The sequence below is a fragment of the Paracoccus sp. C2R09 genome (genome assembly GCF_018860625.1).
In the GTDB taxonomy this organism is placed as follows: Bacteria; Pseudomonadota; Alphaproteobacteria; order Rhodobacterales; family Rhodobacteraceae; genus Paracoccus.
The window spans coordinates 170,944-194,589 of the sequence record NZ_JAHKQB010000023.1 but is presented as its reverse complement, the minus strand read 5'-3'; the positions used below and the strand labels follow the sequence as shown (position 1 = coordinate 194,589).

23 protein-coding genes are annotated in these 23,646 nt (G+C 66.5%); 5 read left to right on the top strand and 18 right to left on the bottom strand.

The window, feature by feature from the left end:
* Positions 1-4 precede the first annotated feature (4 nt).
* Together KO490_RS08965 and KO490_RS08960 are read left to right on the top strand one after the other, a co-directional pair.
* On the top strand, positions 5-610 hold the full coding sequence (locus KO490_RS08965) for a 2-dehydro-3-deoxy-6-phosphogalactonate aldolase (RefSeq protein WP_216019074.1): 606 nt from the start codon (positions 5-7) through the stop codon (positions 608-610).
* Positions 607-1,452: an SMP-30/gluconolactonase/LRE family protein gene (locus KO490_RS08960; protein ID WP_216019073.1), complete on the top strand. Its 846-nt coding sequence runs from the start codon at positions 607-609 to the stop codon at positions 1,450-1,452. The genes KO490_RS08965 and KO490_RS08960 overlap by 4 nt, the downstream gene beginning before the upstream one ends.
* On the opposite strand, the gene KO490_RS08955 is transcribed toward KO490_RS08960, so the two are convergent.
* The 3 genes from KO490_RS08955 to KO490_RS08945 are packed head-to-tail and all read right to left on the bottom strand — an operon-like array spanning position 1,449 to position 3,984.
* Positions 1,449-2,525 (bottom strand): hybrid-cluster NAD(P)-dependent oxidoreductase, encoded by a 1,077-nt coding sequence (locus KO490_RS08955; RefSeq protein WP_216019072.1) that lies wholly within the window; start codon positions 2,523-2,525, stop codon positions 1,449-1,451. The two genes, KO490_RS08960 and KO490_RS08955, sit on opposite strands and share 4 nt — an antisense overlap.
* Positions 2,526-2,530: 5 nt before the next feature.
* On the bottom strand, positions 2,531-3,766 hold the full coding sequence (locus tag KO490_RS08950; protein WP_216019071.1) for an SRPBCC family protein: 1,236 nt from the start codon (positions 3,764-3,766) through the stop codon (positions 2,531-2,533).
* Positions 3,767-3,807: 41 nt separating this feature from the next.
* Positions 3,808-3,984 (bottom strand): hypothetical protein, encoded by a 177-nt coding sequence (locus tag KO490_RS08945; protein WP_216019070.1) that lies wholly within the window; start codon positions 3,982-3,984, stop codon positions 3,808-3,810.
* 12 nt (positions 3,985-3,996) lie between these two features.
* On the opposite strand from KO490_RS08945, the gene KO490_RS08940 reads away from it, so the two are divergent.
* Together KO490_RS08940 and KO490_RS08935 are read left to right on the top strand one after the other, a co-directional pair.
* Positions 3,997-6,141 carry a malate synthase G gene (locus KO490_RS08940; protein ID WP_216019069.1) on the top strand — a complete coding sequence of 715 codons (2,145 nt, stop codon included), beginning with the start codon at positions 3,997-3,999 and terminating at the stop codon, positions 6,139-6,141.
* A 90-nt stretch (positions 6,142-6,231) separates the two neighbouring features.
* Positions 6,232-6,486, top strand: a complete 255-nt coding sequence (locus KO490_RS08935; protein ID WP_216019068.1) for a hypothetical protein — start codon at positions 6,232-6,234, stop codon at positions 6,484-6,486.
* Here the strand turns inward: KO490_RS08935 and KO490_RS08930 are convergent.
* The 14 genes from KO490_RS08930 to glpD form a co-directional block, all read right to left on the bottom strand.
* Positions 6,483-7,820 carry an AarF/ABC1/UbiB kinase family protein gene (locus tag KO490_RS08930; protein WP_216019067.1) on the bottom strand — a complete coding sequence of 446 codons (1,338 nt, stop codon included), beginning with the start codon at positions 7,818-7,820 and terminating at the stop codon, positions 6,483-6,485. The two genes, KO490_RS08935 and KO490_RS08930, sit on opposite strands and share 4 nt — an antisense overlap.
* A complete protein-coding gene (locus KO490_RS08925; RefSeq protein WP_216019066.1) occupies positions 7,810-8,769 on the bottom strand; it encodes an NAD(P)/FAD-dependent oxidoreductase in 960 nt (319 codons plus the stop codon). Before KO490_RS08925 ends, KO490_RS08930 begins: the two co-directional genes overlap by 11 nt.
* A gap of 58 nt (positions 8,770-8,827) precedes the next feature.
* Positions 8,828-9,709, bottom strand: a complete 882-nt coding sequence (locus KO490_RS08920; protein WP_216019065.1) for a LysR family transcriptional regulator — start codon at positions 9,707-9,709, stop codon at positions 8,828-8,830.
* Between the two features lie 96 nt (positions 9,710-9,805).
* The gene (locus tag KO490_RS08915) at positions 9,806-10,057 is read right to left on the bottom strand and encodes a hypothetical protein (protein ID WP_216019064.1); all 252 of its coding nucleotides are present in this window, start codon (positions 10,055-10,057) and stop codon (positions 9,806-9,808) included.
* 148 nt (positions 10,058-10,205) lie between these two features.
* A complete protein-coding gene (locus tag KO490_RS08910) occupies positions 10,206-11,156 on the bottom strand; it encodes a nucleoside hydrolase (protein ID WP_216019063.1) in 951 nt (316 codons plus the stop codon).
* 60 nt (positions 11,157-11,216) lie between these two features.
* Positions 11,217-12,329 (bottom strand): FAD-dependent oxidoreductase, encoded by a 1,113-nt coding sequence (locus tag KO490_RS08905; RefSeq protein WP_216019062.1) that lies wholly within the window; start codon positions 12,327-12,329, stop codon positions 11,217-11,219.
* A gap of 120 nt (positions 12,330-12,449) precedes the next feature.
* Positions 12,450-13,928, bottom strand: a complete 1,479-nt coding sequence (gene glpK / locus KO490_RS08900; RefSeq protein ID WP_216019061.1) for a glycerol kinase GlpK — start codon at positions 13,926-13,928, stop codon at positions 12,450-12,452.
* 75 nt (positions 13,929-14,003) lie between these two features.
* Positions 14,004-15,713 (bottom strand): ABC transporter substrate-binding protein, encoded by a 1,710-nt coding sequence (locus tag KO490_RS08895; RefSeq protein ID WP_216019060.1) that lies wholly within the window; start codon positions 15,711-15,713, stop codon positions 14,004-14,006.
* Positions 15,714-15,776: 63 nt separating this feature from the next.
* Positions 15,777-16,049: a DUF2160 domain-containing protein gene (locus tag KO490_RS08890; RefSeq protein WP_216019059.1), complete on the bottom strand. Its 273-nt coding sequence runs from the start codon at positions 16,047-16,049 to the stop codon at positions 15,777-15,779.
* Between the two features lie 14 nt (positions 16,050-16,063).
* Positions 16,064-16,876, bottom strand: a complete 813-nt coding sequence (locus KO490_RS08885; RefSeq protein WP_216019058.1) for a carbohydrate ABC transporter permease — start codon at positions 16,874-16,876, stop codon at positions 16,064-16,066.
* A gap of 3 nt (positions 16,877-16,879) precedes the next feature.
* On the bottom strand, positions 16,880-17,749 hold the full coding sequence (locus KO490_RS08880) for a carbohydrate ABC transporter permease (RefSeq protein WP_216019057.1): 870 nt from the start codon (positions 17,747-17,749) through the stop codon (positions 16,880-16,882).
* A gap of 26 nt (positions 17,750-17,775) precedes the next feature.
* Positions 17,776-18,846 carry an ABC transporter ATP-binding protein gene (locus KO490_RS08875; RefSeq protein ID WP_216019056.1) on the bottom strand — a complete coding sequence of 357 codons (1,071 nt, stop codon included), beginning with the start codon at positions 18,844-18,846 and terminating at the stop codon, positions 17,776-17,778.
* 9 nt (positions 18,847-18,855) lie between these two features.
* Complete coding sequence (locus tag KO490_RS08870) at positions 18,856-19,938, bottom strand: ABC transporter ATP-binding protein (protein ID WP_216019055.1); 1,083 nt, start codon at positions 19,936-19,938, stop codon at positions 18,856-18,858.
* Between the two features lie 37 nt (positions 19,939-19,975).
* Positions 19,976-21,553, bottom strand: coding sequence for a glycerol-3-phosphate dehydrogenase (glpD, locus tag KO490_RS08865; protein ID WP_216019054.1), 1,578 nt, complete (start codon positions 21,551-21,553; stop codon positions 19,976-19,978).
* 262 nt (positions 21,554-21,815) lie between these two features.
* Between glpD and KO490_RS08860 the strand changes: the two genes are divergently transcribed.
* Entirely contained in the window at positions 21,816-22,574 is a 759-nt protein-coding gene (locus tag KO490_RS08860) for a DeoR/GlpR family DNA-binding transcription regulator (protein WP_216019053.1), read from the top strand.
* On the opposite strand, the gene KO490_RS08855 is transcribed toward KO490_RS08860, so the two are convergent.
* Positions 22,571-23,584, bottom strand: a complete 1,014-nt coding sequence (locus KO490_RS08855; RefSeq protein ID WP_216019052.1) for a GSU2403 family nucleotidyltransferase fold protein — start codon at positions 23,582-23,584, stop codon at positions 22,571-22,573. The two genes, KO490_RS08860 and KO490_RS08855, sit on opposite strands and share 4 nt — an antisense overlap.
* Positions 23,585-23,646 lie beyond the last annotated feature (62 nt).

Here is a 23,646-nt window from a genome sequence, read left to right as displayed (position 1 = left end):
CCCCATGTCACGACCCCTCATCGCCATCCTGCGCGGCCTGACCCCGCCCGAGGCCCCCGCCATCGCCCGCGCCCTGATCGAGGCGGGCGTCACCCGGATCGAGGTCCCGCTGAATTCGCCCGATCCGATCGACAGCATCCGGTTGATCGCGCGCGAATTCGGGCAGGATGCCACCATCGGCGCGGGCACCGTGCTGAATGTCGATCAGGTCGCGGCCGTGGCAGATGCGGGCGGGCGGATGGTCCTGTCGCCCAATTGCGATGCAGACGTGATCCGTGCCACCCGTCAGGCGGGCATGGACAGCTTTCCGGGCGTGATGACCCCGTCCGAGGCCTTCGTCGCGCTGAATGCCGGGGCGTCGGGGCTGAAACTGTTTCCGGGCGAACTGATCGGCCCCGTGGGTCTGCGCGCCATGCGGGCGATCCTGCCGCAGGGCACCGAATGCTGGGCCGTGGGCGGCGTGTCCGCCGACAACATGGCCGAATGGCGCAAGGCCGGGGCCGCGGGATTCGGCATCGGGTCGTCGATGTACAAGCCGGGCGACACCCCCGGGATCGTGGCCGAGAAGGCCCGCCGCATGGTCGCCGCATGGGACGAGGTCGCAGCATGATCTTCGACGACCGCCAATGCGCCCTGGGCGAAGGCGCCCTGTGGCATTCGGATCGCGACGCGCTGATCTGGTTCGACATCCTGGGCCGCCGCATGTTCATGCGGGCGCTTGACAGCGACCGGCAGGAATGGCGCTTCGACGATCACGTCTCGGCGGCGGGGATCGTGGATCGCGACCGCCTGCTGGTCGCCTCGAGCCGTGCGCTGTCGCTGTTCGACCTGCGCGACGGCACCAGCCAGGAACTGGTCCCGCTGGAGGCCGACAAGCCCGTCACCCGATCGAACGATGGCCGCGCCGATCCGCAGGGCGGTTTCTGGATCGGAACGATCGGCCTGAGCGCCGAAGAGGGCGCGGGATCGATCTGGCGTTATCACAAGGGCGAAATCCGGCGGTTGTTCCCGGACATCACGATCACCAACGCGATCTGCTTCACGCCCGACGGGCGCATGGCGCATTTCGCGGACACGGCCAGATCGACCGTCTGGCGCGTCGCGCTGGATGCCGATGGCTGGCCCGCGGGCGACCCCCAGCCATGGCTGGACCTGTCGGCCGAGGGGCTGAACCCGGACGGCGCGGTGATCGACACGCAGGGCGGCTTCTGGACCGCGCAATGGGGCGCGTCGCGCGTGGCGCGGTATGATGCCGAAGGTCGTTTCGACCGCGCGATCGACATGCCCGCCCGCCATGTCAGCTGCCCCGCCTTCGGCGGCCCGGACCTGACGACGCTGTTCGCGACATCGGCCCTGCAGGGTCTGGACGATCCGGCACCCGAAGACGGCTGCGTCTTCCACGCCCCGGCAGGCATCGCCGGTCAGCCCGAATACCGGGTCCTGATCGACTAGACCTCGACCTCGATCCGACCCATCGGATTGGCACAGCAGGCGAGGATCCAGCCTTCCTCGATATCCTCGTCGCTGATGCCGCCGTTATGGACCATATGCACCTCGCCGGACAGTTTCCGGATCCGGCAGGTGCCGCACAGACCGAAGGTGCAGCCAGAGGGGATGTTCAGGCCCGCGCGCTTGGCCACGGCCAGCACCGTGTCGGTTTCCGAACAGGCCGCCGCCACGCCGCTGCCCGCAAAGACGACCTGGGCGCGCGCATCCTCGTCGGGCGACACGTCGTCCAGCACCGGGGCCTCGGCAAGGGTCGCAACCGGCGCGCCGAAGCTCTCCTGGTGATAGCGGTCCATGTCGTAGCCGAGCGATGCGAGCATCTCTCGCACCGCCTGCATGAAGGGCTCGGGGCCGCAGCAGAACACTTCCCGGTCAAGATAGTCGGGTGCCATCAGGCCCAGCATGATCTGCGACAGGCGGCCCTGGTATCCGTGCCAGGTCCGATAGGGCTCCAGCTCCTCGACCGTGAAACGCAGCTGGACCCCGGGCACACGAGACGAGAACTGCTCCAGCCGGTCGCGGAAGATGATCTCGGACGGGGTGCGGGCCGCGTGGACGAAGACGATGTCGGTATCCTGCGGCTGGTCCCAGGCCCATGTCGTCATCGACATCATCGGCGTGATCCCCGACCCGGCCGAGATGAACAGGTATTTCCGCGCCGGATGCCGATGGAAGCTGAAGATCCCCGCGGGGCCGAATGCGCGCAGCCGCATCCCGGGGCGCAGCTTGTCCAGCATCCAGCGCGTGCCCACCGAATCCGGCTGCGCCTTGACCGTGACCGAGATCGACAAGGGCCGCGAGGGCGACGAGCTGATCGTATAGGTTCGCTGCACGTTCCCGCCCGGAACCGGCAGGTCGAGGGTGATGAACTGCCCTGGCGAATAATCGAACCAGGCCCCCGAAGGCGCGCGGAAGGTGAATGTCGCGCAATCCCGCGTCTCGGGCGTGACCATCACGCATTCCAGCTGTTCGTCGTCCGACCAGGGTTCGGCCGACCAGTTCAGGCGCATCCGCTTCATCGCCATCACTCGGCCGCCATCGTCTGCGGGCCCAGCCGTTCGGCCATCGTCGCGCAATACCAGTCGGTGAACTGGATCACGCCCTCTTCCTGCAGCGTCGAATAGGGTCCGGGCTCGTAGGCCGGGGACAGGATGCCCGCCTGGTTCTCCTCGACCACGATCCGGTCCTCGTCATTCGTGTGCATCCAGACATGGGTCAGGTCGGCCAGGTCGTAATCCACCCCCTCGACCGCGTCCTTGTGGACCAGCCAATGCGTCGTCACCTGCGTTTCGGTCGGACCGATGGGGACGACGCGGAAGACGACGGAATGATCGGCCAGGAAGTGGTTCCAGGTGTTGGGATAGTTGAAGAACAGCAGCGCCCCCGCATCCGCGAAGGGAACCGTTCCCATGCGCTGCCGAACGGCGGCCTTGCCGCTGAGGGTATAGCTTTCGGCGTGGTTCAGCAGCGGGATGCGGGCCAGCCGCCACTGCATCTGCGGATGGTGCACGAAGCGCGACGGCAGATCGGCCCCCTCGCAGCGCTTCCAGTGATCGATGATCTCGGGGCTGGCGCTGTCGGGCCCCTCCATCGCGGTCATGGACGGGTCGTCGGAATAGGTCCGGCACAGCGACGGATGGCTGCCCCCGCAGTGATAGCATTCGCGGTTGTTCTCGATCACCAGCTTCCAGTTGCCCCGCTCCACGATGGTCGAGCTGTGGGCGATGCGCGCATCCTTCAGCCCGTGCGGCCCGACATAGCGCATGATCTGGGCCGCCATCTCGTTGATGGGCGGCGGGATCTTCGCAAGGCAGATGAAGATCAGCCCGGCGATGTCCACGCAATGGACGGGCTTCAGTCCGTATTTCGAGGGATCGAAATCCGGGCCCATGTCGCGGGCGAAGATCAGCTTGCCGTCCAGGTCGTAGGTCCATTGGTGATAGGGGCAGACCAGCTTGGGGTTCGTCCCGCTGGCCGTCGCGCAAAGCCGCTGACCCCGGTGACGGCAGACATTGTGGAACGCCCGGACGCGCCCGTCCGCACCCCGCGTCACGATCACCGGGTATTCGCCCACCTGCATCGTGGTGAAACTGCCGGTCTTCGGCAATTCGGCCGCGGGCCCCGCGAACAGCCATTCGCGGTACCAGATCATCTCCAGATCGTCGCGATAGGTCGTCTCGCTGCAATAGAGATCGCGGGGCAGCGAATGCTTCGCCTGCCGCTGCGCGATAAGCTGGGCCGTGGGGGTCGGATTGGTCATGGCGCGGCGCGATTCCTGCTGGCTGGGTGCATCCTTCCCCCTCACGATAATCGGCGCCCCGTGGCGGTTTTGCCGATTTGCGACATTCCGGGCGCGAAAACGGACATGCGATCCGGCATGGCAATGTTCCGCGCATCAATGGAAAAACATTCCATTATTTTCTTGGCAAGTTCCGCGCGCTGCCCTAGACAGGATGCCAAGGGAAATTCCTGCGCCATGAAGGGGGAACCATGTCCGAACGCCTCGACCGCCACGGCCTGTCCGTGGACGCACAGCTTGCCGATTTCATCGAGACCCGCGTCCTGCCCGGAACGGGCGTGGATGCCGACCGCTTCTGGCGCGGCTATGCCGACCTGATCGACGGCTTCGCCCCCGAGAACCGCGCCCTGCTGGCCAAGCGCGAGGAACTGCAGACCCAGATCGACGACTGGCATCGCGCGCGCGGCAACCAGTCCTGGGACGCCGCCGCCTATCGCGCCTTCCTGACCCGGATCGGATACCTGGTCCCCGAACCCGCGCCCTTCACCATCGAGAACGGCGATATCGACCCCGAGATCGCGACCCTCGCAGGTCCGCAACTTGTGGTTCCGGTCAGCAATGCGCGCTTCGCGCTGAACGCGGCGAATGCGCGTTGGGGCTCGCTCTATGATGCGATGTACGGGTCCGACGTGATGGGGCCTGCCCCCTCGGGCGGGTTCGACGCGGATCGCCGCGATGCCGTCGTGGCCCGCGTCGCGGCCTTCCTGGACGAGACCTTCCCGCTGACCGGCGGCAGCCATACCGCGGTCGAGGGGTACGGCGCGGATGATCAGGGCCTTGTCGCCACCATCGGCGGTCAGCCCGTGCGCCTGGCCGACCCGGCGGCCTTCATCGGCACGCGTACCGATGGAGGCGATACCGGATACCTGCTGCGCCATAACGGCCTGCATGTCGAACTGGTGATCAACCCGACCGACCCGATCGGGGCGGCATCGAAATCCGGCCTGCGCGACGTCGTGATGGAGGCCGCGCTCAGCGCGATCCAGGATTGCGAGGACAGCGTCGCCGCGGTGGATGCCGAGGACAAGACCGCCGTCTATGCCAACTGGCTGGGCCTGATGAAGGGCGATCTGGCCGAGACGTTCCGCAAGGGCGGCAAGGACATGACCCGCCGACTGCAGGGCGACCGCGTCTTCACGCGCCCCGACGGATCCGAACTGACCCTGCAGGGCCGTGCGCTGCTGCTGGTGCGCAATGTGGGCCATCTGATGACGACGGATGCGGTGCTGAAGGACGGCCAGCCCACGCCCGAGGGCATGATGGACGCGATGGTCACGACCGCCTGCGCCATGCACGATCTGGCCAAGACCGAAGGTCCCCGCAACAGCCGCTGCGGCGCGATCTATGTCGTGAAGCCCAAGATGCACGGCCCGGCCGAGGCCGATTTCGCAAATCGCATCTTCGCGCATGTCGAGAAGGTGCTGGGCCTGCCCGCAAATACCGTCAAGCTGGGCCTCATGGACGAGGAACGCCGCACCAGCGCGAACCTTGCGGCCTGCATCCATGCCATCCGCGACCGGATCTTCTTCATCAACACGGGCTTCCTCGACCGCACCGGGGACGAGATCCACACCTCGATGCAGGCGGGCGCCTTCGTCGGTCGCGACGGGATGAAATCGGCCGGCTGGTTGAAATCCTACGAGGATCGCAACGTGCTGATCGGCCTTGCTGCCGGGATGCGGGGCCGCGCCCAGATCGGCAAGGGCATGTGGGCCAAGCCCGACGCCATGGCCGAGATGCTGGAGGCCAAGATCGGCCACCCGAAATCGGGGGCCACGACCGCCTGGGTGCCCAGCCCGACGGCGGCCACGCTGCATGCGATGCATTACCATGCCGTCGATGTGGGCCAGGTGCAGGATCGGATGACCGCCAACCCCCTGCCCGATCTGGACACGCTGCTGACGCCCGCGCTGGCGACCGAACCCATGTCCCAGGCCCAGATCGAGCGCGAGCTGGAAAACAGCGCGCAGGGCATCCTGGGATATGTCGTGCGTTGGGTCGATCAGGGTATCGGCTGTTCCAAGGTGCCCGATATCGACGACGTGGCCCTGATGGAGGATCGCGCGACCTGCCGCATCAGCGCGCAATACCTGGCGAACTGGCTGGAACACGGCCTGGTGACCACCGATCAGGTCGAGGATGCGCTGCGCCGCATGGCCGCCAAGGTCGATGCGCAGAATGCGGGCGATCCGGCCTATCGTCCCATGGCACCGGGCTTTGACGGTCCCGCCTTCCAGGCCGCGCGCGATCTGATCCTGACGGGCACGCGCCAGCCCTCGGGCTATACCGAACCCGCGCTTCATGCCCGCCGGGCCGAGGCCAAGGCCCAGGGCTGACCCACCCGCCTTGCGGGAACCGTTCGGGCGCGCGGGGGATTTCCCTTGCGCGCCCCCGCCGTCTGGGGCCGCCATCAAACGGGGGACATCATGGACGACCGACAGATTTCCGAATTCGAAGGCCGCCTTCTGGCACAGCGCCGGTTGCTGGCGCGGCTGATCGCCGCCATGCCCGATGCCGCGCGCGAGGATATTCGCGGCTTCATGACCGACCGTCTTCTGCCCCGCGACGGGCAAGAGGATCCGGGCGCCGTTCCTTCGGTCGGGCAGGCGCTGGATCACGCGATGGCCGATGAATTCCGCCGCATCGATCGCCTTGTGGGCGACCGCCTGAACGAAGGCTAACGCCTGTCGATCATCGCCTGAAGCGTTGCGGGATCGAACAGCAGGTCCAGATCGATCCGCGCATGCAGGCGTGCAAGCAGCAGATACAGCCCGCCCAACTTGCGATGCAGGAACAGGATGTCGGGCGGCGGCATCTCAGCCGCCGCGCGGCTGCGCGCCAGATCCAGCGCCAAGTCCGCGATCTGCTGGGGGATCTGCGTCGTCGCCACGTCGAAGACCCCGCCCTGCCGCAGCGGCGCGAAGGCGATCTGCATCATGTCCAGCAATGCCGCCTGATGATCGGGGGCGGTCCTGTCCCGGAAATACCCGATATCCACTGCCGCTGCCGCGATGGCATCCCGGTCGCCCGACAGGCCTGCCCGCAGCATCGCCAGGTATTGCGGCGCGACCTCGGGGCGGAACCCGCGCGTGGCCCCGAAATCCAGAAGGACGATGCGTTCGGATTTTGGATGCCACCGGAAATTCGCGAAATTCGGATCGGTCTGCATGTGGTCGAACAGGAACAACTCTTTCGTGACCAGCTGCGCAAGCCGATGACCAACCCTGTCGCGGGTTTCCTGCGGGGCGTCGGCCAGAACCTCGATGGGTTGGCTGTCGATGAAATCCATCGCCAGGACCGAGCTGGTGGTCAGCTCCTCCACGGGACGCGGCAGCATGAAGCCCGGATCGTCGCCCAGATGCCGGGCATAGGCGCGCATGGCCTCGGCCTCTTGCAGGTAGTCGGCCTCTTGCCGCAGCTGCGTCCGGGCTTCCGCCATCAGGACCGGCAGATCGATCCCCGCGGGCGTCACGCCCGGCATGCGCAGCAGCAGTCCCAGATTGGCGATGTCGCTGTCGATGCTGCCGGCGACACCCGGATACTGGACCTTGATCGCCAGATCGCGACCGTCCTTCAGCCGCGCGCGATGCACCTGCCCGATCGAGGCCGCCGCGATGGGGCGCGTCTCGAAACGGTCGAACCGATGGATCCAGCCCTGCCCCCATGCCGCATCCAGTTGCGCGCGCAGCTGCTTGGGCGGCATGTGATCCGCATCCGCACGCAGACGCGCCATGACCTCGGCCAGTTCCGGCGGCAGGACCGCCCCCGCATCCATCGAGATCAGCTGACCCAGCTTCATCGCGGCGCCGCGCATCCGCGACAGCTGATCGGTCATCCGCAGCGCATTCGCCGGCGTCAGGAACAGATCGGATGCCGAGGGACGCCGACCCTTGCCCAGATCGCGCAGACCCTGCGCCACTGCCCGCGCGCCCATCCCGCCAGCCAGGCCCCCGATCCGCGCCATGCGCGACAGCCGCCCCGTGGGGACCGGCCTGCTGCGGGGATCATCGCTCATCCACGCCCCGCGCCAGAAGATGTCCTGCCATCTCTCGACCGCTGGCCCAGCCATCCTCGGCATAGGGGCCAAGCGTCCAGTCCCCGCCGACGATCACCGACGTCGCGGCATCGGCCACGAATGGCGCGCCAAGGGGAACCGAAACCTGCGAATATCGCCAACGATGCGCCACCGCATGCTGCAGCGCCTCTTCGGGAGCGCCGACGACGCGGAGAAGCTCGGGCGCCATGATGCGCGCCAGCTCGTCCAGGGGCGTATCGACATGGCGCGCGCTGAACACCGGATCCGCCTGCGCCACCCATGTCGTAAGCCGCTGCCCCTGCCGTCCGGGCTTGGCGCCGTCATTCGCGACCCAGGCGACCGCGCCCCTGCCAAGCCTCGTGGTGAAGGGCGGCGGCGCGTCGATCCCGGCCATCAGCGTGGCACAGGCATTGAAGCGCACCGCCGACAGCCGGTCGTGCAGGGCGTGGTCAGGCCCCAGAAGCCGTGCGGCCTGCGGCGCGGGAATGGCCAGGACCAGCTGGCGGGCGCGGAACATGTCGTTCCCCGCAAACAGGTGCCACAGCCCGTCGTCGCGCTGCAGCCTCTCGATGGTCACGCCCTGCAGCACATCCAGACCGGATGCCAGCGCGCGCGACAGATCGACCATGGTCGGCGTCCCGATGCACCATTCGTCGCCCGGCCCGATGGACCAATGCGCAAGCTTCGCCCCCGCCTTTTCCAGGAAGGCCCGGAATTCCGGGGTCGAGCATTGAATGCCCTGCGCGCCGTGATCGAAATGCATGTTGTCGCCGGTGCAGCACGAAGCCAGCCTGCCCCCGATGAAACGGCCCTTGTCGAACAGCCTGATCCGCATCCCGCGGCCCGAAAGCGCCCGGGCGCAGGTGATCCCGGTTATGCCGGCCCCGACAATCGCGATATCCTCCACGGACACATCCAGACCCTCCATGTGGTGAACATGGCCGCAAACGGATGGCACGACACTGCGGCATCATGGCGCGGACAGTCTAGACCAGCTTGAGCCCACCCAGAAAGTCCAGAAAACGTGACAGTGCCGCGGTGACCAGCTTGCGGCTGGAATAGAGCACATGGACCGGAACACCCGGCAGCGCGTAATCCGCCATGACCTGCACCAGCCGACCCTCGGCCAGATCCTCGGCCACCTGGAAACCGGGGGCCAGCGCGATGCCGCGCCCGTTCACGGCCATGGCGCGCAGCAGATCGCCATTGTTGCTGGAAAAGGCGGGGGTGATCTTCTGATAGATCACCTCGTTTCCGTTGCGCAGCGGCCAGGTCCCCGGACCGCGAAGATTGGTATAATGCAGGCAGGCGTGATCGCGCAGATCGGCGGGCACGCGCGGGCTGCCATGCCGGTCGATGTAATCGGGGGCCGCGACCAGCAGGATATGCGCATCGTCCAACCTGCGCGCATGAAGGGCGCTGTCCTCCAGCTCTCCGATGCGGATCATCGCGTCGAAACCGTCGCGGACCATCTCGGATCGTCCATCCTCGAGAACCAGTTCCAGCTGGATGTCGGGGTGATCGTCCATGAAACGGAACAGATGCGGCTGCAGCACCTTCAGCGTGTATTGCACGGGGGCCGCGATCCTCAGCGGACCGGCCGGATGTTCGCCCGCCGCCTTGACGGCCTCGGCGGCCGCATCCAGCTGCGCCAGGATCTGCGTCAGTTCGGCATGAAAGGCGATGCCCACGGCGGTGGGCTTCACGGCGCGTGTCGATCGCGACAGCAGGCGCCCGCCAAGATCGGCCTCGAGATCCGCGATCATCTTGCTGCACATGCTCTTGGAAATGCCCAGCCTGCGCGCGGCCCCCGCAAAACTGCCTTCCTCGATGATGGCGACGAAGGCGCGAAGGGGCTTGAGATCCATGACAGGCTCCGCAAATGCAAAAAGGACCGCCTGCCCCCGAAGCCGGGGCGGGCGGTCCGATGGTCCCTGCGCAAGGCAGGGCTGTTCGGTCACGGATTAGTAGTAGCCGCGGCTCGAATTATCAACCGTGCCTTGCGGTGCGGCAACCTTGGTCACCTGGACCAGGGTATCGGCGTCAAGACCTGCCTGGGCCAGTTCGCGGGTGGTCATGACCGAACCTGCGGGGACTTCGACGGTGACGGTCGGCTGAGCCGCACGTTCGGAACCGTCGATCGGGCCCTGGCTGCTGGCCTGTGCGACACCGGTTGCGAGGGCGAGGGCGGCGAATGCGTAAACGATGGTTTTCATGTCATATCTCCTGAATGTCGTGGGTACGGCCTGCGGTCAGGTCCGTTCCGATGAGAGGGAGATAGTCCCCGTGATCGGGAAAGATTAGACTTCGTTTACTGCCTTCTGAATTCGCTCTCGGTGTACAATGCGACAGCTGCATGACTGCTCAGCGTGCAGTGCAGACCTCGTCGATGCGGGCAAGGATCGCGGCCGCATCGCCGTCATGGGCGTGGGACTGGCGGGGCCGCCCCTCCCAATCGGCGGGCGGGCCCTTGCGATCCTCGGGATTCATGATCGTCAGCCCCAGGGCGATGCCGCGATCCACGACGCGCACCTCGCCATGGGTCAGCGCGAACAGGTCGGGATCGGTCAGGAAGACCGCCGCGCAGCAATCATGCACCAGCATCCCGTCATAGCCCGCGCCGCGATAGAAGCCGACATAGTCCTGCGACAGCTCGGCCACGAGGCGCATCCCCTCGCCCCCGCGCCGGGCAAGATCGTGCAGCGTCGCGGCATCCATGAAGGTCTGCGTGGTCAGGTCCAGCGGTATCGCGGTGACGGGCCATCTGGCACCGAACACGATATCGGCGGCCTGCGCATCGCCCCAGATATTCGCCTCGGCTGCGGGGGTGATGTTCCCCGGCACGCGGAAGGCGCCGCCCATGATGACGACATCCCGGACCAGCCCGGCGATGCCGGGGTCCAGCGCCAGCGCGCGCGCAAGGTTCGTCATGCGCCCCACGGCAAGGATCCGGACCTGCCCCGGATTGGCGCGCACGGTTTCCACGATGAAGCGCGCGGCGGTTTCGCTGACCGGTCCCGCGGGCATGTCGATGGGAATGTCGCCCAGCCCGTTCAACCCGTGGATATGCGTCGGAAAGGATTCGTCCGCCATGTCGCGCGTCATGGTCGCCGATGCCCCGGCATGGACCGGGATGTCGTCACGGCCCCATTCGCGCAGCAGCCAGCGCGCGTTCCGGGTCGTCACCTCGATCGGGGCGTTTCCGAAGACGGTGGTGACGCCCAGCAGGTCGATCTGCGGATGGCGCAGCAGGTAATAGAGCGCAAGCGCATCATCCACGCCGGGATCCGTATCGAAGATGACCTTCTGGCTCATGTCGCGCTCCTTCCGTTGTCGCGCCATGCTTAGCCGGTTTCGCCCGCACGGGCGAGGGGTCTAATCGGCAAGCGATGCCATGAAGCTGCGGTCGATGCGATCCTTCAGCATCCAGGCCGCGCGCCCCCGGATGGACATCCCTTTCCAGACGGCCACCGCCTGCCGCCCCCCAAGCGAGATCAGCTTGAGATAGTCGCGCTGCGGCTGGAACGCCTGAAGCGCCCGCCCATCGGCAAGCGCCGCGATATTGGCGGCCAGCACCGGCCCCTGCCGCACGGCATAGACCCCGGCCCGGGGCCGGGGCGCATTGGCCTGCACCGCGCAATCGCCGGCGGCGAACAGATCGTTGCGCCCCATGACGCGCAGATCGGCATTCACGCGGATGAAGCCGGAACCGTCGACCGGCAAAGTCGCGCCGGGCCAGTCATAGGCGCGTGCGCCCCCCGCCCCGATGGCAAAGGCGCAAGCGATCCGTTGACCGTCATCCAGTTCGACGTGATCCGAACCGACCCGCGCGACGCGGCGACCCGATACCAGCACGATCCCCTGCGCGGCCATGGACCCCCGCAACAGTGCCCCCGCGCGCGGGGGCAGACCCGCAAGGGGCGCGCGACCGCTGTCGATCACGGTCACCGGGCCGTCATGGACATGCTGGATGGCAAAGGCGATCTCGACCCCGGCAAGGCCCGCGCCGATCAGGACGACGGGGCTTCGCGGCGGGGCGGTTTCGCGAAACTGCTGCCAACGGCGCTGGAACGGCCCGACCGGCTTGACCGGTGCGCCGTGTTCGCGGAACCCCGGCATGTCGCCCAGGCAGGCATGCGACCCGATATCGACCGAGGCGATGTCATAGCTGCGCGTCCCCGCACCCTGCGGTCCGATCAGCGTGATCAGGCGACGCTCCGGATCAATGCCCGTCACGCTGGCGCGCAGCAGGTGGATCTTGTGCATCCGCGCGATCCGGTCCAGCGGCGCCATCATCCGGGCCACCGGGTAATGCCCCGCCACCACGCCGGGCAGCATCCCCGAATATGCGGCTTCGGACCCCGGATCGATCAGGGTGATGCGCGCATGGGGCAGCGCCCGCCGCAGTGCCGGGATCGCCACAAGATGCGCATGGCCCGCGCCGACCAGCAGAATATTGACCGGCGCGGACGGGTCGTTGGAAGTCATCGGGGAACGTCCCTTCAGGATTGCGCCCCGAAACTGCCCCGAGGCAGCCCGTCACGCAATCCCGAAATTTCCCGCGATTTGACGGGCCTGCACACGATGCCGCGACGACGGCCCGGGCGCTCAGATCGACATGGTCGCATCCACCGCGCGCTTCCAGCGGGCCACGCGGGCGTCGCGATCCCTTGCTTCCATCTGCGGCTCGAAGCTGCGATCCAGCGCCCAGGCCTTCGCGAAACCTTCCTGGTCGGGATAGAGCCCGTTATGCCGCCCCGCGAGCCATGCCGCCCCAAGGGCCGTCGTCTCCAGCACCTTCGGGCGATCGACCTGCGTTCCCAGGATGTCGGACAGGAACTGCATCGCCCAGTCGGAGGCGCTCATCCCGCCATCGACGCGCAGGGCGGGCTGGCCTTCGGGGTCCCAGTCGGCCTGCATCGCCTCCAGCAGGTCGCGGGTCTGATAGCCCACGCTCTCCAACGCGGCGCGGGCGAATTCGGCGGGGCCGGAATTGCGCGTGAGGCCATAGATCGCGCCGCGGCAATCGGGCTGCCAATAGGGCGCCCCCAGCCCGGTGAAGGCGGGCACCAGCACCAGGTTCTGTTCCGGGTCGGCCCGTTCGGCCAGGGGCTGCGTCTCGGCGGCGTTGCGGATGATCTGCAACCCGTCGCGCAGCCATTGCACCACCGCGCCCGCGATGAAGATCGACCCCTCCAGCGCATAGGTCGGCTTGCCGTCCAGCTGATAGGCGATGGTGGTCAAGAGCCGCTTGGTCGAGGCGACGGGCTTGTCGCCGGTGTTCAGCAGCGCAAAGCAGCCCGTGCCATAGGTGGATTTCATCATGCCCGGCTGGAAGCAGGCCTGCCCCAGGGTCGCGGCCTGCTGATCACCCGCGACCCCGCTGATCGGGATCGGACGTCCGAACAGGTCGGCCCGCGTCTCTCCGAAATCGGCGGCGCAGTCGCGCACCTCGGGCAGCATGGCCTGCGGGATGCCGAACAGCTTGCAGATCGTCGTGCTCCACCGGCCCTTGTGGATGTCGTACAGCATGGTCCGCGCGGCATTCGTCGCATCCGTGGCATGGACCTTGCCGTCGGTCAGCTTCCAGATCAGCCAGCTGTCCACGGTGCCGAAGGCCAGATCGCCCGCCTCGGCACGCGCCCGCGCGCCATCCACGTTGTCGAGGATCCATTTCAGCTTGGTGGCCGAGAAATAGGGATCGACCAGCAGCCCCGTGCGGTCGGTGATCATGCGCCCGTGGCCCTCGGCCTCAAGCTCTCGGCAGAACTCGGCGGTGCGGCGGTCCTGCCAGACGATGGCGTTGTGGACGGGCTTGCCGGTCTTGCGGTCCCAGACCAGCGTCGTCTCGCGCTGGTTGGTGATGCCGATGGCCGCGATGGCGGGGTTGCCCGCCTTCTCGATGGCGGACCGGCAGGTCGCGGCGGTCGATGCCCACAGGTCGCCCGGATCGTGTTCGACCCAGCCCGAGCGCGGAAAATGCTGGGGAAATTCCTCCTGCGCCTGCGCGACGATGCCCATCTCGCCGTCGAAGACGATGGCGCGGGACGATGTCGTTCCCTGGTCGATGGCCAAAATGTGGGTCATGCCTTGGTATCCTTTCTGCGGCATCTGGAAGGGGCGCGAACGGATCGCGCCCCTTCCGTCATCAAGCGGGCAGGCTCATTCCTGCCAGCGGGTGATCAGTTCCTCGTAGGAAATGGTCTGCGGTTCCGGCTTCTCGTTTTCCAGCGCGGGCTTCGGGGCGCCGGGCTGGTCCAGCCAGTACTGGGCATCCTGTTCCTCGTTCAGGACCGGCCCCAGATCGCCCTGAACGCCCGAGCGTTCAAGCCTGTCCAGAACCGATTCCTGCTGTTCGCACAGCGCGTCGAGCGCCTCTTGCGCGGTCTTGGCCCCCGAGGACGCGTCCCCGATATTCTGCCACCACAATTGCGCAAGGCGCGGATAGTCAGGGACGTTCAGACCGGTATCCGACCAGCGGGTGCGATCGGGCGAGCGGTAGAACTCGACCAGGCCACCCAGCTTCGGCGCGCGTTCGGTAAAGCTCTCGTGGCGGACGGAACTGTCGCGCACGAAGGTCAGGCCGACATGGCTCTTCTTCGTGTCCACGGTCTTCGACACGATGAACTGCGCATAGAGCCATGCAGCCTGCGCGCGATCGACCGGCGTCGATTTCATCAGCGTGGCCGAACCCACATCTTGGTATCCGACCTTCATCCCCTCTTCCCAGTAGGCGCCATAGGGCGACGGTGCCATGCGCCATTTGGGCGTGCCGTCCTCGTTCATGACGGGCAGGCCTTCCTTGACCATGTCGGCGGTGAAGGCGGTGTACCAGAACATCTGCTGGGCGATATTGCCCTGCGCGGGAACCGGACCCGCCTCGCTGAAGGTCATGCCGCCTGCCGCTGGCGGGGTATAGTTCTTCAGCCAGTCGATATACTTCTCGATGGCATAGACGGCAGCGGGGCTGTTCGTGGCCCCGCCGCGCGCCACGCAGGACCCCACCGGCTGATAGTTCTCGTTGACGCGGATGCCCCATTCATCGACCGGAAAGCCGTTGGGTTCGCCCTTGTCGCCCATGCCGGCCATGGACATCCAGGCATCGGTGAAGCGCCAGCCGAGGCTGGGGTCTTTCTTGCCGTAATCCATGTTGCCCCACACCGTCTGGCCGTCGATCTCGCGCCCGGTGAAGAACTTGGCGATGTCCTCGTAGGCCGACCAGTTGACCGGGACGCCCAGGTCATAGCCGTATTCCTCCTTGAAGGCGGCCATGATCTCGGGGTCGGTGAACCAGTCGTGGCGGAACCAGTAGAGGTTGGCGAATTGCTGGACCGGCAGCTGATACAGCTTGTCGTCGGGCCCGGTCGTGGATGCCAGCCCGATGAAATCGTCCAGGTCGAGATCGGGGTTGGTGAAATCGGCCCCCTCGCCCGCCATCCAGTCGGTCATGTTGCGGACCTGCTGGTAACGCCAATGCGTCCCGATCAGGTCGGCATCGTTGACATACATGTCATAGACGTTCTCGCCGGTCTGCATCTGGGTCTGCAGCTTCTCGACCACGTCGCCCTCGCCGATCAGGTCGTGGGTCACCTCGATTCCGGTGATGGCGGTAAAGGCGGGCGCAAGAACCCGGCTTTCGTATTCATGCGTCGTGATGGTTTCCGACACGACGTTGATCGACATGCCCCGCAGCGGTTCGGCGGCGTCGACGAACCACTGCATCTCGGCCTCCTGTTCCTCGCGGTTCAGGACCGACATGTCGCCGATCTCGGAATCGAGGAAGGCCTTCGCGGCCTCCATGTCGGCCAGCGCGGGGCCGGCCATCGCCAGCACCAATGCGGTGGTGGTCGCCAATTGCGGTTTGAGCTTCATCTTACCCTCCCTTGAAGCTTCTGCATTGTGCCGGGCCCCTCCAGCCCCGGCATTCGTTCCCGATCAGACCCACCGGAAGACGGCGGCGGCCCAGATCAGGCAGACCAGCAACGCCCAGGGCTGCGGCATCCCCGTCAACCCCAGCCACGCCAGGTTGATGAAGGCCGAGCCCAGAAGCGTGATGAACAGGCGATCGCCCCGCGTGGTCTCGATCCCCAGAACGCCGGTGCGCGGCGTTTCGGGGTAACGGACCGCAAGGACCGAAAAGATCACCAGCAGGCAGGCGATGGTGCCGAAGAAGATCCCCGTCGGCAGGGTCCAGGCCATCCAGGACATGCGCGTTCCCCCCCTTACACGCGGCCCAGGGCAAAGCCCTTGGCGATGTAGTTTCGCACGAACCAGATGACCAGGGCACCCGGCACGATGGTCAGGATGCCCGCCGCCGCCAGCACCCCCCAATCGACCCCCGACGCCCCTTGCGTCCGGGTCATCGTCGCCGCGATCGGTTTCGCCGCGACCGAGGTCAGCGTGCGCGACAAGAGCAGCTCGACCCAGCTGAACATGAAGCAGAAGAAGGCGGCAACCCCGATGCCGGACGAGATCAGCGGCATGAAGATCCGCACGAAGAAACGCCCGAAGCCGTAGCCGTCGATATAGGCGGTCTCGTCGATCTCCTTGGGGACGCCACGCATGAAGCCCTCCAGGATCCAGACGGCCAGCGGCACATTGAACAGGCAATGCGCCAGCGCGACCGCGATATGCGTGTCGAACAGCCCGACCGAGGAATAGAGCTGGAAGAACGGCAGCGCGAAGACGGCGGGCGGCGCCATCCGGTTCGTCAGCAGCCAGAAGAACAGGTGCTTGTCGCCCATGAACCGGTAGCGGCTGAACGCATAGGCCGCAGGCAGCGCCACGCCCACCGAGATGACCGTGTTCATCGCCACATAAGCCAGGCTGTTCACGTAACCCATGTACCAGCTGGGATCGGTCAGGATCGTGACATAGTTCTGCAGCGTCAGATCCCGCGGCCACAGGCTGAAGGTGCCCGTGATCTCGGTATTGGTCTTCATGCTCATGTTCAGCAGCCAGTAGATCGGCAGCATCAGGAACAGCAGATAGAGGGTCATCACCACCGCACTGCCGCGTGCGCTTCGCGTCGCCATGGCTCAGCCCCCCCTTTTGTCCAGATTGGTCATCACCGTGTAGAACACCCACGAGATCAGCAGGATGACCAGGAAATACATCAACGAAAAGGCCGCCGCCGGTCCCAGGTCGAACTGCCCGAGCGCCATCTTGACCAGGTCGATCGACAGGAAGGTGGTGGCATTGCCCGGACCGCCGCCCGTCAGCACGAAGGGCTCGGTATAGATCATGAAGCTGTCCATGAAGCGCAGCAGCACGGCGATCATCAGCACGCCCGCCATCTTCGGCAGTTCGATGAAGCGGAACACCTTCCAGCGGCTGGCCTGGTCGATCTTGGCCGCCTGATAATAGGCGTCGGGGATGGATTGCAGCCCCGCATAGGCCAGCAGCGCCACCAGCGAGGTCCAGTGCCAGACATCCATGACCACCACCGTGATCCAGGCATGGATCGGGTTCTGGGTATAGTTGTAGTCGATGCCCAAGGCGTCCAGCCCGTAGCCCAGCAGGCCGATATCGACGCGCCCGAAGATCTGCCAGATCGTCCCGACCACGTTCCACGGGATCAGCAGCGGCAGCGACATCAGGACCAGCACGACGCTGGCCCAGACGCCCCGCTTGGGCATGTTCAGCGCCACGAAGATGCCCAGGGGGATCTCGATCGCGATGATCACGCCAGAAAAGATCAGCTGGCGCACCAGCGCGTTCCACATCCGCTCGGATGCCAGAAGATCCTGGAACCAGCCGAGGCCGTTCCAGAAGAAGACGTTGTTGCCGAACGTGTCCTGCACCGAGTAGTTCACGACCGTCATCAGCGGGATCACCGCCGAGAACGCCACCAGAACCAGCACCGGCAGGACAAGGAACCAGGCCTTGTGATTGACGGGTTTGTCCATGTCTCTCCCCCCTCCCCTTTCGCGCCTCAGGCGGCGGTCACGCGCCAGTCGTCGGCATAGATGCCGATCCTGGCGGGATCGACGACGACCCGGTTCGCGCCCTCGGCCACGGGCTGATCCTCGGGCGCGATGATGTTCAGATCGTGCCCAGCCAGATCGGCGCGCAGGATGCGGTGGCGGCCCACATCCTCGATCCGGCGGATGGTGACGGGCAGGCCTTCCGTCGCGCTCAGCCGCAGATGCTCGGGGCGGATGCCCAGCTGCAGGCGACCCCGGGGCGATCCGTAATTCGCGGCCAGGGGCACGGTGCCGCCCGGAATGCGCGCCTCGGACCCCGCGACCTCGGCGGGCAGCAGGTTCATGCCGGGTGATCCGATGAAATATCCCACGAAGGTATGCTCGGGCCGCTCGAACAGCTCCTCGGGGGTGCCGATCTGCACGACGCGGCCATCATACATCACCACCACCTTGTTGGCAAAGGTCAGCGCCTCGGTCTGGTCATGGGTGACATAGATCATCGTATGGCCGAAATCGTGATGCAGCTTCTTCAGCTGCGTGCGCAGCTCCCATTTCATGTGCGGGTCGATCACGGTCAGCGGCTCGTCGAACAGCAGCGCGTTCACGTCCTTGCGGACCATGCCGCGCCCCAGGCTGATCTTCTGCTTGGCATCCGCCGTCAGGCCGCGCGCCTTGCGGTCCAGCATATGCTCCATCCCGATCATCGCCGCGATCTCGGCCACGCGCTCGGCCACGTAGGATTCGGGGCGGCCCCGGTTGCGCAGGGGAAAGGCCAGGTTGTCGCGGACCGTCATCGTGTCGTAGACGACGGGGAACTGGAACACCTGCGCGATGTTGCGCTCCGCCGTGGGTGCATCGGTGACATCCTGCCCCTCGAACAGGATGCGCCCCTGCGACGGACGCAGCAGCCCCGAGATGATGTTCAGCAGCGTCGATTTCCCGCAGCCCGAACTGCCCAGCAGCGCATAGGCGGCGCCGTCCTCCCAGACGTGGTTCAGTTCCTTCAGGGCGTAATCGTCCGAGGATTTCGGATCGGGCAGATAGGAATGGGCAAGGTTGTCCAGCGTGATCTGTGCCATGTTTCCCCCTCAGGCCGCATCGGCATAGGCGGCGGGCGTGACCAGCGCCCCGTCCGCCGCGAAGACATAGACATGGCGCGGCATCAGCCAGACCGGCATGATCTGCCCGATGGGCAGGTCATGGACGCCGTGGACCAGTCCGACCCACCGTTCCCGCCCCCGGTCCAGATGGATGAAGGTCTCGGATCCGGTCAGCTCGGTCACGCCCAGCCTGCCCTCGAATCTCAGCGCGTCCGCGCCCGGATCGGCGATCATCAGGTGGTTGGGCCGGAACCCCGCGCGATAGCTGCCATCGGCCAGCCCCTCGAACGGAGCGCCCCGCAGCGGGACCCCGTCGGCCCTCGCCTGCCCGCCCGTCACCACAAGGTCGATGAAGTTCATCGGCGGGTCCGAGAAGACCCGCGCCGTGGTCGCATCCACCGGGCGGCGATAGACCTGCGCGGTCGGTCCGAACTGCGTCACGCGGCCCTCCCACAGGGTCACGGTATTGCCGCCCAGCAGCAGCGCCTCTTCGGGTTCGGTCGTGGCATAGACGAAGATCGCGCCCGAGGCCTCGAAGATGCGCGGGATCTCGACCCGCAATTCCTCGCGCAGCTTGTAGTCGAGATTCGCCAGCGGCTCGTCCAGCAGCACGAGGCCGGCATCCTTGACCAGCGCGCGCGCAAGGGCGCAGCGCTGCTGCTGCCCGCCCGACAGTTCCAACGGCTTGCGATCCAGCAGGGGCGTCAGGCGCATCATCCCGGCCGCCTCGTGGACGCGGCGCTCGATCTCGGGGCGGGGCACGCCCATCAGGCGCAGGGGTGATGCGATGTTGTCGAAGACCGTCATCGCCGGGTAATTCACGAACTGCTGGTAGACCATCGCGACCTTGCGGTCCTGCACGCGCATCCCGGTGACGTCGCGCCCTTCCCAGAAGACGCGGCCCTCGGTCGGACGATCCAGCCCCGCCATCAGCCGCATCAGCGACGTCTTGCCCGACAGGGTCGGCCCCAGCAGCACGTTCATCGTGCCCTTTTCCAGCCGCAGATCGGTGGGGTGGATATGCACCTGCCCCTCGACCGATTTGGCCGCGCCTCGCAGTTCCAGTGTCATCTTGCCCATCCCCCTCCCCAGGGATGGAGGTGTGGCCTCAGGCAGCCCCCTCCGTACGGCCCGCGCGGGCCAGCATCCATTCGTCCAGGGCCGCGATCTGCGCATCCTCCACGCGCAGGCCCAGCTTGCTGCGACGCCAGACCACGTCCTCGGCGCGGGCGGCGTATTCACGATCCATCAGCCAGATCACCTCGGCCTCGGTCAAGTCCGCACCGAAGGAAACGCCCATATCACCCGCATCCTTGGCCGAGCCGGTGATCTGCGCGGCCTCGGTGCCATATGCCCGGATCAGGCGGCGTGCCCACCGATCCGACAGGAAGGGATGGGCCGCGCGCAGATCCGCGATCAGCGACTCGACCCCGTCCACCGGGAAATCGCCGCCGGGCAGCGCGACGCCCGCCGTCCATTCGCCCTTGGACAGGCTCAGGTGCTTGCCGATCTTTTCCAGCGCGGATTCCGCAAGCCGGCGATAGGTGGTGATCTTGCCGCCGAAAACGTTCAGCACCGGCGCGCCCGCGCTCTGATCCACGGTCAGCACGTAATCGCGCGTGGCCGCCGTCGCGCTTTTGGCGCCATCGTCATACAGGGGGCGCACCCCGCTATAGGTCCAGACCACGTCCTCGGCCGTCAGGTCCTGGCGGAAATACTGGTTCGCGAAGTTCAGCAGATAATCGCGTTCCTCGGGCGTGCATTCGGGCTTCTGCCCCGCGTCCGTATGTTCCTTGTCGGTCGTGCCGATCAGGGTGAAGTCGGTCTCGTAGGGGATGGCGAAGATGATCCGCCCATCGGTCCCCTGGAAGAAATAGCACTTGTCGTGATCAAAAAGGCGCTTCGTCACGATATGCGACCCGCGCACCAGCCGGACACCTTCGTTCGAATTCAGCCGCAGCTTGCCCTGGATGATGTCGCCGACCCAAGGGCCGCCCGCATTGACCAGCATCTTCGCGACATGGGTGCGGGTCGTGCCGTCCGCGCCCTCGACCGTGACATGCCACAACCCGTCGCGCTGCTCGGCGCCGGTGACGCGGGTGCGGGTCATGATGCGCGCGCCGCGGGCCTCGGCGTCGCGGGCGTTCAGGACGACCAGCCGCGCATCCTCGATCCAGCAGTCGCTGTATTCATAGGCGTGGTGGAAACGCTCCTGCAGCGGCGCACCTTCCGGCGTGCCGTCCAGCGACAGGGTCCGCGTTCCGGGCAGGATCTTCCGACCGCCCAGATTGTCGTACATGAACAACCCCAGCCGGATCAGCCAGGACGGGCGCCGGCCCTTCATCCAGGGCATCACCATGCCCATCAGCTTCGAGGTGGGCGTGTCGTTCTCGAACCGCATGTCGGGATGGAAGGGCAGCACGAAGCGCATGGGCCAGCTGATATGGGGCATCGCGCGCAGCAGGGTCTCGCGTTCGATCAGCGCCTCGCGGACCAGGCGGAACTCGAAATATTCCAGGTATCGCAGCCCGCCATGGAACAGCTTGGTCGATGCCGAGGACGTCGCCTGCGCAAGATCGCCCATCTCGGCCAGCGTCACGCTGAGGCCGCGCCCCGCCGCGTCGCGGGCAATGCCGCATCCGTTGATGCCGCCTCCGATGATGAACAGGTCGTCTGGCGCGGACATGGGCCACCTCTTGTCTCTGGATCGGTCACAAGACTGACCCATTTCGCGCAAAAAGGAAACCCGGCATCGTTCCTTCCTGTTCGCTTGGTGAAAAACCATACCCTGCAGTGGCTTGCGCGTGGCAGGACAGCAACCATGACCCGTTTTAACCATGCATAAACCCCGTCCCCATCGCCGCCATGCGCGAAACCGCGCAAAACCGAACATCTTGCCAGCCCCTGCCCCGCATGGCACAGATTCGGGACAGCCACGGGGACGCATCATGTCGCAAACCTTCCGCCAGCCCGAGATCCTCGAGATCGCCCGCCGCGACGGCAAGGTCACCGTCGAGGGGCTTGCCCAGCATTTCGGCGTCACCCTGCAGACGATCCGCCGCGACCTGACCGACATGGCCGAGGCGGGCCGCCTCGAACGTGTCCATGGCGGCGCGATCCTGCCTTCGGGGGTGGCCAATATCGGCTACGAGGAACGCCGTTCGCTGCACGAGGCCGCCAAGACCGCGATCGCGCGCGCCTGCGCCGCCGAGGTCCCCGAGAACATCTCGCTGTTTCTCAATATCGGGACCAGCACCGAGGCCGTGGCCCGCGAATTGCTGAACCATCGCAACCTGCTGGTGGTGACGAACAACATCAATGTCGCCAACATCCTGGCCCAGAACCCCGATTGCCAGGTCGTGGTCACGGGGGGCAGCCTGCGGCGCGCCGATGGCGGTCTGGTCGGCAACCTGGCCGCCGACACGATCCGTCAGTTCAAGTTCGATCTGGCGGTGATCGGCTGTTCCGCGCTGGACCGCGACGGCGACATGCTGGATTTCGACATCCAGGAGGTCGGCGTCAGCCAGACGGTCCTGCGCCAGTCGCGGCGCAGCTTCCTCGTGGCGGATCATTCCAAGCTGTCGCGCAGCGCGCCTGCGCGCATCGCCTCGCTCTCGGCGCTGGACAGCGTCTTCACCGACCGCCCCCTGCCCCGCGAACTGACCCGGTCCTGCGCCGATTGGGGGACCGAGGTCGTCATCGCCTAGAGCGATCGCAACAGCGCGGCCGTATCAGGCATCCGCTGCAGGCTGGCCTCGATCCGCTCGCGCCAGCGCGGTCCCTGGTCGCGGCCATCCTCCAACGCGTCCAGAAGGTCGTCGGGACGGTCGCGCGCCAGCGCCTCGATCAGCCATTCGGCCTGCGCGCGGTCCTTGGCGGCCTTCAGCCGGGACTGCCCTTGGCGCCGTTCGGCCACGATCAGCTTGTGGATGGCGAAACGCTCGGGGCGCGGGATCTGGACCAGCACGCCGCTGCGATAGGGGATCGCCGCGGGGATCGGTTCCGCGATCAGCCAGTTCAGGTGACGCAGCGCCTGGGCCTGGACGCCCAGGGCGGGCAGATCGCGCAGCCCCTCCTCGCCGAAGGCGGGGGTCAGGAATTCGACCAGCGCCTGCCCCTGCGTCTGTCGCCAGCGCCATGTGCGGCCCGGTTCCAGGCTGGGCACCGGCGCGAAATCGAAATCGCGCAGCACGTCCTGCACCGGCGGCGCGGCCGCATCCTCCAGCGCAAGCGACAGGCGCTCGAAGCTGGCAATGTCGATATCGTCGGTCTGGGCAGTCTGCTCCAACGAGAGGGCGAGGTTCAGCTCGCCCTCGTAGAGGCGGAAGGCATGGGTGCCCACCACCGTCCCGCCCAGGCGGAACACCCCTGCCCCGGCCAGGGCGGCCATCAGGCTGCCGGTCGTCGGGTCGAGCCCCAGGAACCTCTCGGCCCGCAGCAGCCGCACCAGCCGCGCCCGTGCGCGGCGCCGCGCCTCGGCCGGTTCGCGCGCCTGCCGTGCGGCCTCCATCCGGGCGGTCATGCGCGGATCGTCCTCGCCCAGGTAACGCTTGCGGACCTCGGCCCCTACGCGAAAGCTGTCATACCAGTATCCGCGCCCGTTCCGCGTCACGAGGGTCGGCGTGCCGCGCAGATCGGCCACGGCCTCTTCGCGCAGGGAACGCAAAAGATCGTGGTAGGCCGCATGAGCGATGGAGGAATGGGGTTTCAGCATCATGTTCAACAATCGTTTGAACTGTTGAATACGCCCGTGTTCAACACTTGTCAAAACCGTTGAAC